Genomic DNA, 13,722 nt, shown 5'->3' on the forward strand with positions numbered 1-13,722 from the left:
GGAAATAATCCTCTACCTGTGGCGCTCTCGACAAGTGTGTCTCGCCCCCCGATAGACATCCGATGATCGAAATGGCCGAAATAGCGACCTTCTCTCCTGAAACATGGCTGTTCCCCACGTTGGCCGCAGTTGCGGTTCTGACCGGGATCGTCGATTCCATCGCCGGCGGTGGCGGGCTGATCATGATGCCGTCGCTGCTCGCGGCGGGCCTGCCGCCGCATCTGGCGCTGGGCACAAACAAGCTGCAGTCGGTTTTCGGGACGACAATGGCTTGCCGCACATATCACAGGGGCGGGCTGGTCGAGTTCAAGGCGAACCGGGCGCTCGTGGCGCTGGCCTTCATCATGGCGGCAGCGGGGGCGGTGCTGGTGCAGATGATACCCGCACGCATCCTCACCTATATCGTTCCCGTGTTCCTCCTCGCTCTTGCAGGGTACGTCATTTTCTCTCCTCGAATGACCGATCAGGATGCGGAGCAACGTGTCGGGCGCGCCGGATACGCTCCCGTCGCAGGGGGTATCGGGTTCTACGATGGCTTCTTCGGCCCGGGTACGGGTCAGTTCTTCAGCGCCAGCCTGGTCGGCCTGCGGGGTTACGGCCTTACGCGCGCGACCGCCAATGCCAAGCTGTTCAACATGGCGACCAACTGGGCATCTGTCATCGTCTTCGCACTGGGCGGCAAGATGGTCTGGCTGCTGGGCTTCTGCATGGCGGCGGGCGCGATGCTGGGCGGATATATCGGTTCGCATTTTGCGATGCGGCACGGCGCGCGCCTGATCAGGCCGCTGATGATCGTAGCCTCGCTCGGCCTCACCGGTCGGCTGATCTGGGGCTGGTTCACGTCCTGAGGCGCCATCCCGTGCGGAAGATGATCGCAATGGCCGTGACACAGGCCAGCATGAAGGCAAGCGTCAGGCCAAAGGAGACCCAGATGTTCACGTCCGAAGATCCGTAGAACGTCCAGCGCAGCCCGCTTACGAGATAGACGATCGGATTAACCAAGGCGATGTCACGCCACGGGTCCGGAAGCATGTCGATGGAATAGAATGTGCCGCCTAGGAACGTCAGCGGCATCAGTATGAGCATGGGGACAATGCCGAGTTTCTCGAAATTGTCGGCCCAAATGCCCAGGATGAAACCGAACAGCGAAAAGGCCGATGCAACGAGCATGATGTAAAGCGCCGCCAGTACCGGATATTCAATGCGATAATCCACGAAGAAGGTAGCGGTAAAAAGAATGATCGCCGCCAGCACCAGTGACTTCGTGGCTGCCGCACCGACGAACCCGGCAAGGGTCTCGGCCGTGCCGACCGGTGCGGAGAGCAGTTCGTAGATCGTGCCGGTAAAGCGCGGCATGTAAATGCCGAAGCTGGCGTTGCTGGTGCTTTCGCTCAGCAGTGTGAGCAGCAGCAGCCCCGGCACGATGAAGGCACCATAAGCGACGCCGTCCACGGCATCCATCCGCCCGCCGATGGCGGAGCCGAACACGATGAAATAGAGCGACGTTGTCAAGACGGGTGCCAGGATCGACTGGAACGCAGTGCGCATCGCACGCATCAATTCGCGCACATAGATTGCCCAGGCGCCGCGATAGTTGAACCCGCTCATGCCTGCTTCTCCAGCAAATCTACGAAGATGTCTTCCAGCGAAGATTCGCGGATCTCGATAGCGGTGTAATCGACGCCGGCCGCGATCAGCGCCTTGGTCAGATCGGCCACTTCCGACTTGCCCAATCCGCTGCCGTCGCCGCCACGGTAGCAGAGGTCGTCCCCGTCCAGCCTTACCGGATAGCGCGCAATCTCGGGCGGAAGGACTGCAGGCGGATTGCGAAGGGTGATATGCGCCTCCGTCCGGCCCAGACGCGCCATCATCGCCTGCTTGTCATCCACCATCAGCAGCTTGCCGCCCCGGATAATGCCGACGCGGTCGGCCATTTCCTCGGCCTCTTCGATGTAATGCGTCGTCAGGATCACGGTGACGCCCTGGCTGCGCAGTATGTCGATCTGCCGCCACATGTCGCGCCGCAGTTCGACATCCACGCCGGCGGTCGGTTCATCCAGGAACAGCAGGTCGGGATCGTGCGCCAGCGCCTTGGCAATCAGCACGCGCCGTTTCATCCCGCCTGACAAATTGCGGATCTGTTCGTCCCGCTTCTCCCACAGGCTGAGCGAACGAAGCACTTCCTCGATACGGGCCGGGTCCGATGGGCGACCGAACAGGCCACGGGAAAAGGCGACTGCGCGTGCGACCGGCTCGAACATGTCGGTCGACAGTTCCTGCGGGACGAGGCCGACCCGCCCGCGCACCTTGCGCCAATCGCGCAGCATGTCGTGACCGAAGGCGTGAATAGTCCCGGAGCTTGGCCGGACCAGGCCGCAAACCGCGCCGATCAGCGTCGTCTTGCCAGCGCCGTTCGGCCCAAGCAGAGCAAATATCTCGCCTCGCCGGATTTGCAGATCGACATCGTCCAGCGCCTTCAGCCCGCCAGAATAGATCTTGGTCAGCCCCTGAATGTCGAGAATTACATCACTCATGCAGGCTCACCTTTTTCGGGTAGAAGCAACGAGGCGTCGCCATAGGAATAGAATCTGTATCCTGCGGCGATGGCATGGGCATAGGCGGCCTGCATGCGTTCGCGGCCCATCAGCGCGCTGACCAGCATGAACAGGGTGCTGCGCGGCAGGTGAAAATTGGTCATCAGGCCGTCGGTAGCGAGAAACCTGTAGCCGGGCGTGATGAAGATGGAGGTGTCGCCTTCAAAAGGCTGGATAGTGCCATCTTCATCGGCGGCGCTCTCCAGCAGGCGCAGGCTGGTCGTGCCGACGGCGATGATCCGGTGGCCATCGCGCCTCTTGCGGTTGAGCCTTTCCGCAGCGGCGGCGTCTATGCGGCCCCATTCGGCATGCATCGCATGGTCAGACGTATCCTCCACCTTGACCGGCAGGAATGTTCCCGCACCCACATGGAGCGTCAGCGTTTCGGAACCGATGCCTGCCTTCCCGAGCGCATCTACAAGCGCAGGCGTGAAATGCAGCGCAGCGGTCGGAGCCGCTACGGCGCCGTCCTGCGCCGCGAACATCGTCTGGTAATCTTCGGCATCGCGTTCATCGGTCGCGCGCTTGTTGGCAATATAGGGGGGAAGCGGCATCGTGCCGGCGCGCTGCAGCAGAACTTCGACGGGCTCGTCGCCTTCGAAAGCCAGTGTCCAGCTGCCATCCGCGGCCCGGCCTTCTGCAAGCGCGCTCACGCCATCGGCGAACTCTACCCGGTCACCGGAACGAAGGCGCTTGCCGTTCTTGATGAAGGCCTGCCAGCGGCGAAGGTCGACCCGCTTGTGCAGTGTCGCGCCGATCTTCGCGTCGCCGCGCTTCCCCTCCAGCCTGGCGGGGATAACGCGCGTGTCGTTGAAGACGAGTATATCGCCGCGATCAAGCTGACCCGGCAGGTCGCCAACCGCACAATCCGCGAGCCCATGCTGCCCCTTTACCACCAGCATGCGCGCAGTATCGCGCGGCACTGCCGGGCGAAGGGCTATGTTCTCGGGCGGAAGGTCGAAGTCGAAAAGATCAACGCGCATTCCGCGGCATCTAAAGGCAGTGCTGCATCATGGGAAGGCCGCACGGCGCGCCTGCGCGCAATGTCTTCGGCAACCTACTCCGAGATGGGCGCGTTCAGCTGCTCGACCGTAACGCCATCATATTTGGGCGCTTCCTGTTCGCCAGTCGGAATGGGGCGGTTGTCGGCGGCGATGCTTGCCTGCAGGATACGCGTCGGATCCGCAGGCGGTTCGCCGCGCGCGATGGTGTCCACGGCATCCATGCCGGCGATGACCCGGCCGAAGTTGGTATATTTCTTGTCGAGGCTGAAGCGGGGATAGAACACGATGAAGAACTGGCTGTTGGCGCTGTTCTCGTCCTGCGCACGCGCCATCGCAATGGTGCCGCGCAGATGCGGCATGGGATTGAACTCTTCCTCAAGGTCGGGCAGCTGCGACCCGCCCTGCCCGGTGCCCGTGGGATCACCCGTCTGCGCCATGAACCCGTCGATCACGCGGTGGAAGACATTGCCGTCGTAAAATCCCTGCCGCGCCAGGGTCTTGATGCGGGCGACATGGTTCGGCGCCCAATCCTCCATAAGCCGGATCGCAATGCGCTGGCCGTTCGACAGGTCGAGGTAGAGGATGTTCTCCAGATCCGCCGCCGCATCATAATTGATCGGAGCATAGGTGCGGCGCTCTGGCACAACCTGGTCCTGCGCGGCGGCAGGCACGGCGGGCACCAGCATCAGCGAGGCAAGCGCGCCAGCGGCAATCAGGCGTTTGAACATGGAAATCCCATCGAAGAAGACGAATGAATAATGTCGGTGTAGTGGCAGCAAGTAGCCGTTCAGGCCTGACCGTTCAATGAATGATGCCGGGCATCGCCAAGAGTGTCAGTAATCGCCGAGACGGCCCAGCTTTTCGACGCGGGCGACTACATCGTCCCGCACCGCTGCGCTGACGAATGGTGCAATATCCCCGCCGAAGAGGGCGATTTCCTTCACCAGCCGCGATGCGATCGGTTGCAATGATACGTCCGCCATCAGAAATACGGTTTCGATATTTTCGTTTATCTGCTGGTTCATGCCAGCCATTTGGTACTCATATTCGAAATCGGCGACGGCCCGCAGCCCGCGCACGATGACGCTGGCGTTCTGCTTTTCGGCGAATTTCATCAGCAGGGCGTTGAAGCCTGTGACGGACACATTGCCAATACCGTAATTGTTTACTTCGCGCCGGACCATGGCCATACGTTCTTCCGGCGTGAACATGGGGTTTTTGGAAGGGTTGGTCGTGACGCCGATGATCAGGCGATCGACCAGTTTGGATCCCCGCCGGATGATGTCGGCATGGCCGAGCGTGATGGGATCGAATGTTCCGGGATAGATGCCGATGCGTTCAGCCATGCACTTTACCTGTCTCTTTCAACGATGAAGCGCGCCAGTTCGCGCAGCAGGTCCGCTTCAGCGCCGAAATGATCGAGGTGGCCCACCGCCTGATCGACCAGCGCCCTCGCCTGCGTGCGCGCAGCTTCGGCGCCCATCAATGACACGAAGGTCTGCTTGCCTTGCCCGTCGTCCTTGCGCAGAGCCTTGCCAGCCTTCGCTTCATCCCCTTCATGGTCGAGCAGATCGTCGGCAATCTGAAAGGCAAGGCCGATATCGCGTGAATAGAAGCGCAAGGGTGCGCGGCTGTCCTCATGCGCGCGGCCGAGAATAGCGCCCATCTCCACTGCCGCCGCCAGCAGGGCGCCTGTTTTCAATTGTTGCAGGCGAGTGACCGCTGGCAAATCGTACTGCGATTCTTCGGCAACGATATCCATCATCTGCCCGCCGGCCATGCCATGCATTCCGCTGGCACCTGCCAATGTCGCGACGAGGTCGGCGCGCACGTGCGGATCGTCAGAGATCTCTGGCATGGAGAGAATTTCAAAAGCCAGCGCATGCAGCGAATCACCGGCAAGCACGGCTGTCGCTTCGTCGAAATGGCGGTGCAGCGTGGGCTTGCCGTGCCGCAGCGCATCATCATCCATGCAGGGCAAATCGTCATGGATCAGAGAATAGACGTGGATCGATTCGACCGCGCAACCGGCGCGAACGGCCGCCTGCCTGTCGACATTGAAAAGACTGGCGGTAGCGGTCAGCAGCAGCGGACGAACCCGCTTGCCCCCGCCGATCGCGGCATAGCGCATGGCCTCGATCAGCCGTTTGCGCGTGTCCGCCGGCATCGGCAGAAATTCGTCGAAACTGGCATCGACCTCGCGCTGGATGCGAACCAGCCCCTCCTGCAGAAGCCCGGCCTTGTCCTGCACGGTCGCCAAATCAGCTCGCCGCGTCGAAAGGCTGGGTTTCGCGCGGCTTGCCGTCGGGACCGGCGACGATCTTTTCGATCCTCGCCTGAGCCGCGTCGAGCCGCGCCTGGCAATGCAGCCGAAGCTTCTCGCCGCGCTCGTAAAGGTCGATCGACTCGTCGAGCGGCACTTCCCCGCCCTCCAGCTTGCGTACGACATCCTCAAGGGCGCGCAAGGCGTCCTCGAAGCTAATCTGCGAAATATCGGAAGTTCCCTCAGCCATGCTGCCTGCATTGCCGCCGGCTTTGCAGCGGGTCAAGCATGAGTGGCGATGCGCCCATGCCGCGAAGGGGACTAGCGGCTGGCGCGGTGCATCGCTAAAGGCGCTGCATGTCCGAAATCACGCCAGACAAAGTCGAAGCCCACGGCTTCACTCCCGAAGAATATGACCGCGTTCTCGACGCGCTGGGGCGGGAGCCGAACCTTCTCGAACTCGGCATATTCTCGGTCATGTGGTCCGAACATTGCAGCTACAAGAGCAGCCGCTTTCACCTGAAGAAGCTGCCGACGGAAGCCCCTTGGGTCATCTGCGGACCGGGTGAAAATGCGGGCGTGATCGACATTGGCGAAGGGCCGGACGGGCGCAAGCTGGCGGCGATCTTCAAGATGGAGAGCCACAATCACCCCAGCTACATCGAGCCGTATCAGGGGGCGGCCACCGGCGTAGGCGGCATCTTGCGCGATGTGTTCACCATGGGCGCGCGCCCGGTCGCGAACCTCAACGCCCTGCGTTTCGGGCGGCCCGATCATCCGAAGATGAAGCATCTGGTGCAGGGCGTCGTCGCGGGAATTGGTGGCTATGGCAATTGCGTCGGCGTGCCGACCGTGGGTGGCGAAACCAATTTTGACCCTGCCTACGACGGCAACATCATCGTGAACGCCATGACCGTCGGCGTCGCGGATCAGGACAGGATCTTCTATTCCGCAGCGACCGGAGTAGGCAATCCTATCGTCTATGTGGGTTCGAAGACAGGCCGCGACGGCATTCACGGCGCGACGATGGCCAGCGCCGATTTCGGAGATGATATAGAGGAGAAGCGCCCTACCGTTCAGGTCGGCGATCCCTTCGTCGAGAAGCTGCTGATCGAAGCCTGCCTCGAACTCATGGCAACCGACGCAATCGTCGCCATACAGGACATGGGCGCAGCGGGCCTCACATCCTCCAGCGTCGAGATGGCGACGGGCGGCAAGACCGGCATTCGCCTCGACATGAATCAGGTGCCCTGCCGGGAAGAGGGCATGACGCCCTATGAGATGATGCTGTCTGAAAGCCAGGAGCGCATGCTGATGGTGCTGAAGCCGGGCCGCGAGGCCGAGGCAGAGGCGATCTTCCGCAAGTGGGAACTGGATTTCGCCGTGATTGGGGAAGTAACGGACACGCAGCGGATGGAACTGGTGTTCGGCGGTGAAACGGTCTGCGACATCCCGCTCGGCCCGCTGGCTGAAAAGGCGCCCGAATACGAACGGCCTTACCTCTCGCGCGAAGATTACGGGATCTGGGCGAATGTTGAACCGCTTGGCGCCCTGCCGGAGGTGACCGACATCGGTGCCGATCTGCTAAAGCTGATGGCAAGCCCCGCCCTCGCCTCCCGCCGCTGGATCAGCCAGCAATATGACAGCCAGGTGGGCGCGGATACCTTGCAGACCGGGGGCGACGCCGCTGTCGTCAGGGTGCACGGAACGCGCAAGGCGCTCGCCATGACCACGGATTGCACGCCGCGCTATTGCTACGCCGATCCTTACGAAGGCGGCAAGCAGGCCATTGCAGAAGCCTATCGCAATCTCTGTGCAGTCGGCGCAAATCCGCTGGCCGTGACCAATTGCCTCAATTTCGGAAACCCGCAGCGGCCTGAGATCATGGCGCAATTCGTCGGATGCCTTCAAGGCATGGGCGACGCCTGCCGGGCACTGGATTTCCCCATCGTGAGCGGGAACGTGTCGCTCTACAACGAAAGCAAGGCGACCGGCGGCGGAAGCGCGATCCTGCCCACCCCTGCGATCGGCGGTGTCGGCATCATTGAAGATCATGCCGGCGTGATGACGATGGGCTTCAAGGCGGACGGTGAGGAAATTCTCGTTGTCGGACGCAAGTGCGCTGGCAGCACCGCGGAACTCGGTCAGTCCGTCTGGCTGCGGGAGGTGGCGGGAGCGAAAGCCGGTTCGCCCCCTTCGGTCGACCTCGGTCACGAGCGGAAGGCCGGGGAATTCATCCGCAGCCTGATCGACAACCGCCGGGTAACTGCCGTTCACGACGTCAGCGATGGAGGGTTGATCGTCACGGTGGCAGAGATGGCGCTGGCCGGAGGCATCGGTGCCGCTCTAGAAGCAGGCGCAATCAGCGCCGGAAAAGCGTACTTCGCGGAAGATCAGGGCGTGTATGCCATCACCGTGCCGCGCGGGACAGGCGACACCGTAATATCAATTGCAGCCGGAGCAGGCCTCGTCTGCGAGAAGCTCGGCACCACCGGCGGTGATGCCATTACCCTGGCCGGGCGGCCAGAAGGTGCCGACACGATCCGCTGCTCGGTCAGCCTTTCCGACTTGCGCGAGGCGCATCAGCGCTTCTTTCGCGACTGGATGGACAGCTAGGCAGCGGCAGTTTGAGTGCGGCTCTAAGCGTGTTACGGCCGCTCTGCCATCAGGTCAGGCCGCCTTCTTCGCCGCTTCCCTGCCCAGCAGATCGTAGGGATCGATGTTCTCACCCTGCCAGATGCGGTGGCATTCACGGTACCGGACAGGCGGGTCGATGTTCAGTTCACGCCGCGCTTCTTCCAGCGGTTTCGCCAGCAGTTCCATGATCGAAAGGTCGGCGATGCGGGGGCATTTGCGCCCGGCAAGCTGCGCTTCGCGCACAGCCTTCAGAACCGGCGCGTCGCTTTCGACCTGTCCACGCATGTTCAGTGCACCGGCATAGGCGATGAACAGATTAGCCTTTCCGCCATTCTGTTCATAGGTAAAGGCCAGCACACATTGCTCCCCCAGAGCATCGCGGCCGTAACCTGTGAGGATGTGCAGCAGATCATGCGTGTCCCGCCGCCGGTCGCCATACCACTCCGCAAGATCGCCATAGCGCGGGCGATCGCCGCGGCACTTGTCAGCCTCGGCAACCAGTCCCGCCGCGCTCAGTCCCTCGCGCTCCATGAAAGTAACATAGGCATCGGCAACGCTGCCCTTCGGCATCTGCCGCAAGGCATCGTGATCGTCGAGCAGCGCCGGCAGATTACCTTCGCGCATCCGCATCCTCTCGCCATGTTCGCTCAGCGTGAAGGCACGCGCTGCCGGCATGAACTTGCTGGAGGGCAAGGCTTCGAAGATATGGAAGACATGCGCCGTGTTTTCCTTGTCCTTCAGCAATTCGCGGAAGTGGTGCAGCGCCTTCAACGGGCGCTTGCGCAGCTTCGGCCGGTCAGGATGAACCAGCAGAGTGCCGTCGCGCGCGCATTCCGCATTGGCGGCAGGGCTGTCGTGAATGGCGGTGTTTTCGGTCATGACGCATCCGTTACTAACATTCATGTCAATATAACATGAATGTCGCCGCATGCGAGTCTCGTCAACCGCTGACCCATTCCTCGCGAGGGATCTGCAGCAGCTTCAGGATCGATGTGCAGTCGCCCCGGTCGATCCAGCCGTCAGCCTTCTCGCGCAGAGTTGGCTTGGCGCGATAGGCGATGCCGTAGGTCGCAGCCTTGATCATGCGCACGTCATTCGCACCATCGCCCGCAGCCATGCTCACCGCTTCGGGCCCGAGGCGCTCCATTTCCTCGATCAGGATGCGCTGTTTCGTCGCCCCGTCAACGATGGCTCCGTCCAGCGTACCCGTCAGCCTGCCGTCCCGTATGCCTAGGCGGTTGCCCACCACTCGGTGAAATCCCAGTTTCTCTGCGATCGGGTCGGCGAAGTGGTGAAACCCGCCGGTAACCAGTACCGTCTGGCACCCCCTGGACTTCAGCGTCGCCACCAGGGTACGGGCGCCGGGTGTCGCCGCGATGCGTTCGTCCAGACACTGCCGGATCGCTTCTTCATCCAGGCCTTCCAGCAAGGCGACGCGTTCCTTCAGAGCGGATTCGAAATCGAGTTCCCCCTGCATCGCACGTTCGGTGATTGCGGAAACCTGCTTTTTCAAACCGGCGAAATCCGCCAGTTCGTCGATGCATTCCTGCCCGATCATCGTCGAATCCATGTCGGAGACGAATAATTGCGGCTCGCGAATATCTTCGGCCGAAACCAGCAGATCGGCCGGAGCGAAGTGCGTGTCCAATATGGCACGAAATTTGGCCGGATCGCCGTGGGGCAAGGCGATCTGCAGAACGCCGCCATGAAAATCCAGCATCTGCGCCACGGCGACCGGCATGCCGGCATCCGACAAGGCTGCGCTGGCACGGTCCAGGCGCATTTCCAATGTCAGCGGGTCTGCTATCAACCGTGCGATGGGCAAAGAATATTCTCCTGAAAATGAAGCGAAACGGCCGCTGGCGCTCATTGCAGGGCCGACCGCAAGCGGCAAGAGCGATTCAGCCGTGGAGCTTGCGCTGGCGCTGAGCCAGGCTGGCAAACGAGCGGCGGTGATCAACGCCGACAGCGCGCAGGTCTACAGTGACCTGCAGATCATCAGCGCACGACCCAAACCGCAGGACATGCGCGGCGTTGAGCATCTACTCTACGGTGCATGGAACGGGGCCACCGCCTGCTCCGCCGCAGACTGGGCCGACGCAGCGAAACTGGAGATTGCTCGCCTGCATGGCGAAGGAATTATCCCCATACTTTGCGGCGGAACCGGCATGTACCTGCGGGTGCTGCTCGACGGGATCGCTCCCGTTCCGCCCATCCCGTCAGAGATCAGGGAGCAGGTGCGCGTCTTGACGGGCGCCGAGGCTCGCCTGGCTCTTGAGAGAGAAGACGCAGAGGCCGCCGAACGGCTGGCGCCGCGTGATACGGGGCGAACCATGCGCGCGCTTGAAGTCGTGCGGGCAACGGGTCGCCCCATTTCCGAATGGCAGAAGGAGAAGACCGGCGGCATCGGCGGCGATGTTTCGCTGCACGCAGCGCTCTTGCTGCCGCCGCGTGACGACATTTACGAGCGCTGTAATAATCGCTTCCGCATCATGGTCGATCGGGGCGCTGTGGAGGAAGTGCGGGCGCTGCTCGCACGCGATCTTGATCCTTCGCTGCCGGTCAGGCGGGCTATCGGGGTCCCAGAAATTACCGCCTTCCTGAACGCCGAGATCGGAGAGGCGGAAATGATTGCAAAGGGGCAGCAGGCCACGAGAAATTATGCGAAGCGGCAGTATACATGGTTCCGCCAGCAACCGCCCGAAGGCTGGCCGCGATGCACCAGCAGGCAGGACCTGCTCGCCGCCTTAAGAGAAACTTTGTTGCTGTAACGATGCTTGACCTGCAATATTGTAACCAGTAGGTAAGCTACTCACCGGCCAAACGAACGCCGGTTGCAACATACATTTCCGGCCCGGTACGTTCCCCCGCGTATCGGGCCAAATAACAAGCCGGGTTTACGGGGCACGGCACAACGCGGAACACCGAAAGGGATCGAGTTGAACGAGGAACGAAGCGGAGCGTCCATTCTGGTCGAGAGCCTGGTGCGGCAAGGCGTGACCCTCGTCTTCGGGTATCCGGGCGGCGCGGTGCTTCCCATCTATGACGAACTCTACGAAGACAAGCGGCTGCGGCACATTCTTGCGCGGCACGAAGCTGGCGCCGCCCATGCAGCCGAAGGATATGCCCGTTCCACCGGTCGCCCCGGCGTCGTCCTGGTTACATCGGGTCCGGGCGCGACCAATGCGGTTACAGGTATTGCCGATGCCTATATGGATTCCATCCCGCTGGTGATCATAACGGGCCAGGTTCCGACGGCGCTGATCGGCAGCGACGCTTTTCAGGAGGCGGATACCGTCGGCATCACTCGCCATTGCACGAAGCACAATTACCTCGTGAAAGATCCGGCCGATCTGGCCGCGACGATCGAGGAAGCCTTTCGGATCGCCACCAGCGGTCGCCCTGGGCCTGTCCTGGTCGACATCCCGAAAGACGTGCAGATCGCCACCGCGTTCTTGCCCGCAGACGGCGAAGCAGCGTCAGGCGATTCCAAGCCGCTGCCCTCTACCCGGCACTATGCTCCGCAGACCCGCGGAAGCGACGAGGCGATCGCCCGTGCGGTGGAACTGCTGGCGAAGGCCGAGGCTCCTGTATTCTACACCGGTGGCGGGGTGATCAATTCCGGGCCGCGCGCCAGCCACCTGCTGCGCCAGCTGCAGGCCCTGACCGGAGCGCCCGTGACCTCGACGCTCATGGGACTCGGTGCCTTCCCTGCCGACCATGCCGACTGGCTCGGCATGCTGGGGATGCACGGCACGTATGAGGCGAACATGGCGATGAACCGGTGCGACCTGATGGTCTGCATCGGCGCGCGCTTCGACGACCGGGTGACGGGCCGCCTGGAGGCGTTTTCGCCCGCTTCGACCAAGATCCATATCGACATCGACCGGGCCTCCATCAACAAGACCGTGCCTGTCGACCTTCCGGTAATCGGCGATTGCGCCGAAGTTCTGGAGCAACTTGTCCAAAGCTGGGGCGATGCGAAGCCGCAGGACCTTACCGAATGGAAGGCGCGTATCGCCGGGTGGCGCGCGCGCCATTGCCTCGCCTTTCCCGAAGATGGCGACATGCTGATGCCGCAAAAAGCGGTCACGCGCCTTTTCGAGAAATCCCGGCACCTCGACCCGATCATCACGACAGAGGTCGGCCAGCACCAGATGTGGGCGGCGCAATATTTCCACTTCTTCGCACCCAACAAGTGGCTCACCAGCGGCGGATTGGGCACGATGGGATATGGCCTTCCCGCCGCGATCGGCGCGCAGCTTGGCAACCCCGACGCGCTGGTCATCGACATCGCGGGCGAGGCGAGCATCCAGATGAACATCCAGGAACTGGGCACCGCCAGCCAGTACCGGCTGCCGATCAAGCTGTTCATTCTCAACAACGAATTCATGGGCATGGTTCGCCAGTGGCAGGAACTGACCTATGAGAGCCGCTATTCCAATTCCTATTCGGACAGCCTGCCAGACTTCGTGGCTTTGGCTGAAGCCTATGGCTGGAAAGGCATACGCATTCACGACGAGAGCGACCTCGATGCCGGGATCGATGCGATGCTGGCGCATGACGGGCCGGTGCTGGTGGATTGCCGCGTGTCGAAGGACGCCAATTGCTATCCGATGATCCCCAGCGGCGCAGCGCATACCGACATGCTGATGTATGGCGACGAGATCGCGGCCAATCTGGACGATGCAGCGAAGGCGCTGGTCTGATGCACATTCAGCCGCAGACTTCCGAACGCCACGTCCTGATCGTCACGGTCGACAATGAAGCTGGTATCCTGGCCCGGATCGCCGGCATGTTCACGGCGCGCGGCTACAATATCGACAGCCTGACCGTGGCCGATATCAGCGAAGATCACGCGATAAGCCGGGTCACCATCGTCACCAAGGGTCCGCCGCCTGTCATCGACCAGATACGTGCCCAGCTCGAACGATTGGTGCCCGTTCACAATGTCGTCGACCTGACGGAGGAAGGCCCGCATGTCGAAAGGGAGCTTGCCTTGATCAAGGTGACCGGCGAAGGTGAAAAGCGGGTCGAGGCACTGCGCCTCGCCGACATATTCCGGGCGCGCGCAGTGGATACGACGAGGACGAGCTTCATCTTCGAACTGACCGGAGCACCTGCGAAAATCGACAGCTTCGTTGCTCTCATGCGGGAACTTGGTTTGGTCGAGATCGGCCGCACCGGCATAGTGGGCATGATGCGCGGCAAGGAAAAGTTCTGA

The 13,722-nt window shown here is 62.0% G+C and carries 14 protein-coding genes; 5 read left to right on the forward strand and 9 right to left on the reverse strand.

Annotated features, from left to right (window positions below; all coding sequences use genetic code 11):
- The first annotated feature begins 62 nt into the window (after positions 1-62).
- Positions 63-848, forward strand: a complete 786-nt coding sequence (locus G7A66_RS02000) for a TSUP family transporter (protein WP_174294031.1) — start codon at positions 63-65, stop codon at positions 846-848.
- On the opposite strand, the gene G7A66_RS02005 is transcribed toward G7A66_RS02000, so the two are convergent.
- The 7 genes from G7A66_RS02005 to G7A66_RS02035 all read right to left on the reverse strand — a co-directional run bounded on the left by G7A66_RS02005 (position 838) and on the right by G7A66_RS02035 (position 6,111).
- Positions 838-1,608: an ABC transporter permease gene (locus G7A66_RS02005; RefSeq protein WP_174294032.1), complete on the reverse strand. Its 771-nt coding sequence runs from the start codon at positions 1,606-1,608 to the stop codon at positions 838-840. The two genes, G7A66_RS02000 and G7A66_RS02005, sit on opposite strands and share 11 nt — an antisense overlap.
- Positions 1,605-2,534 carry an ABC transporter ATP-binding protein gene (locus G7A66_RS02010; RefSeq protein WP_174294033.1) on the reverse strand — a complete coding sequence of 310 codons (930 nt, stop codon included), beginning with the start codon at positions 2,532-2,534 and terminating at the stop codon, positions 1,605-1,607. Before G7A66_RS02010 ends, G7A66_RS02005 begins: the two co-directional genes overlap by 4 nt.
- Positions 2,531-3,577 (reverse strand): tRNA preQ1(34) S-adenosylmethionine ribosyltransferase-isomerase QueA, encoded by a 1,047-nt coding sequence (queA, locus tag G7A66_RS02015; RefSeq protein ID WP_174294034.1) that lies wholly within the window; start codon positions 3,575-3,577, stop codon positions 2,531-2,533. Before queA ends, G7A66_RS02010 begins: the two co-directional genes overlap by 4 nt.
- Before the next feature lie 74 nt (positions 3,578-3,651).
- Positions 3,652-4,326, reverse strand: a complete 675-nt coding sequence (locus G7A66_RS02020) for a peptidylprolyl isomerase (protein ID WP_174294035.1) — start codon at positions 4,324-4,326, stop codon at positions 3,652-3,654.
- A gap of 105 nt (positions 4,327-4,431) precedes the next feature.
- A complete protein-coding gene (gene coaD / locus G7A66_RS02025; RefSeq protein ID WP_174294036.1) occupies positions 4,432-4,944 on the reverse strand; it encodes a pantetheine-phosphate adenylyltransferase in 513 nt (170 codons plus the stop codon).
- Between the two features lie 5 nt (positions 4,945-4,949).
- Positions 4,950-5,849, reverse strand: a complete 900-nt coding sequence (locus G7A66_RS02030) for a polyprenyl synthetase family protein (protein ID WP_408609227.1) — start codon at positions 5,847-5,849, stop codon at positions 4,950-4,952.
- Between the two features lie 10 nt (positions 5,850-5,859).
- Complete coding sequence (locus tag G7A66_RS02035; RefSeq protein ID WP_174294037.1) at positions 5,860-6,111, reverse strand: exodeoxyribonuclease VII small subunit; 252 nt, start codon at positions 6,109-6,111, stop codon at positions 5,860-5,862.
- A 107-nt stretch (positions 6,112-6,218) separates the two neighbouring features.
- On the opposite strand from G7A66_RS02035, the gene purL reads away from it, so the two are divergent.
- A complete protein-coding gene (gene purL / locus G7A66_RS02040) occupies positions 6,219-8,477 on the forward strand; it encodes a phosphoribosylformylglycinamidine synthase subunit PurL (protein WP_174294038.1) in 2,259 nt (752 codons plus the stop codon).
- A 54-nt stretch (positions 8,478-8,531) separates the two neighbouring features.
- Here purL and G7A66_RS02045 read toward each other — a convergent pair whose 3' ends face one another.
- Positions 8,532-9,377 carry a Coq4 family protein gene (locus tag G7A66_RS02045; protein ID WP_174294039.1) on the reverse strand — a complete coding sequence of 282 codons (846 nt, stop codon included), beginning with the start codon at positions 9,375-9,377 and terminating at the stop codon, positions 8,532-8,534.
- A 61-nt stretch (positions 9,378-9,438) separates the two neighbouring features.
- Positions 9,439-10,281, reverse strand: a complete 843-nt coding sequence (gene serB / locus G7A66_RS02050; RefSeq protein WP_206675028.1) for a phosphoserine phosphatase SerB — start codon at positions 10,279-10,281, stop codon at positions 9,439-9,441.
- 34 nt (positions 10,282-10,315) lie between these two features.
- Between serB and miaA the strand changes: the two genes are divergently transcribed.
- From miaA to ilvN, 3 genes are all read left to right on the forward strand, one after another.
- Positions 10,316-11,269 (forward strand): tRNA (adenosine(37)-N6)-dimethylallyltransferase MiaA, encoded by a 954-nt coding sequence (miaA, locus tag G7A66_RS02055; protein WP_174294041.1) that lies wholly within the window; start codon positions 10,316-10,318, stop codon positions 11,267-11,269.
- Between the two features lie 168 nt (positions 11,270-11,437).
- The gene (ilvB, locus tag G7A66_RS02060) at positions 11,438-13,207 is read left to right on the forward strand and encodes a biosynthetic-type acetolactate synthase large subunit (protein WP_174294042.1); all 1,770 of its coding nucleotides are present in this window, start codon (positions 11,438-11,440) and stop codon (positions 13,205-13,207) included.
- A complete protein-coding gene (gene ilvN / locus G7A66_RS02065; protein ID WP_174294043.1) occupies positions 13,207-13,722 on the forward strand; it encodes an acetolactate synthase small subunit in 516 nt (171 codons plus the stop codon). Before ilvB ends, ilvN begins: the two co-directional genes overlap by 1 nt.

Origin of the sequence: Alteripontixanthobacter muriae (assembly GCF_013336795.1) — a bacterium.
Taxonomy (GTDB): domain Bacteria; phylum Pseudomonadota; class Alphaproteobacteria; order Sphingomonadales; family Sphingomonadaceae; genus Pseudopontixanthobacter; species Pseudopontixanthobacter muriae.

Excerpts from the sequence above, each read along its gene's own strand:
- miaA (WP_174294041.1), top strand. The coding sequence starts at position 10,316 with ATGGGCAAAGAATATTCTCCTGAAAATGAAGCGAAACGGCCGCTGGCG.
- G7A66_RS02000 (WP_174294031.1), top strand. The coding sequence starts at position 63 with ATGATCGAAATGGCCGAAATAGCGACCTTCTCTCCTGAAACATGGCTG.
- purL (WP_174294038.1), top strand. The coding sequence starts at position 6,219 with ATGTCCGAAATCACGCCAGACAAAGTCGAAGCCCACGGCTTCACTCCC.
- queA (WP_174294034.1), bottom strand. The coding sequence starts at position 3,577 with ATGCGCGTTGATCTTTTCGACTTCGACCTTCCGCCCGAGAACATAGCC.
- G7A66_RS02045 (WP_174294039.1), bottom strand. The coding sequence starts at position 9,377 with ATGACCGAAAACACCGCCATTCACGACAGCCCTGCCGCCAATGCGGAA.
- coaD (WP_174294036.1), bottom strand. The coding sequence starts at position 4,944 with ATGGCTGAACGCATCGGCATCTATCCCGGAACATTCGATCCCATCACG.
- G7A66_RS02010 (WP_174294033.1), bottom strand. The coding sequence starts at position 2,534 with ATGAGTGATGTAATTCTCGACATTCAGGGGCTGACCAAGATCTATTCT.
- ilvN (WP_174294043.1), top strand. The coding sequence starts at position 13,207 with ATGCACATTCAGCCGCAGACTTCCGAACGCCACGTCCTGATCGTCACG.
- G7A66_RS02035 (WP_174294037.1), bottom strand. The coding sequence starts at position 6,111 with ATGGCTGAGGGAACTTCCGATATTTCGCAGATTAGCTTCGAGGACGCC.
- serB (WP_206675028.1), bottom strand. The coding sequence starts at position 10,281 with ATGCGCCTGGACCGTGCCAGCGCAGCCTTGTCGGATGCCGGCATGCCG.
- G7A66_RS02005 (WP_174294032.1), bottom strand. The coding sequence starts at position 1,608 with ATGAGCGGGTTCAACTATCGCGGCGCCTGGGCAATCTATGTGCGCGAA.
- G7A66_RS02020 (WP_174294035.1), bottom strand. The coding sequence starts at position 4,326 with ATGTTCAAACGCCTGATTGCCGCTGGCGCGCTTGCCTCGCTGATGCTG.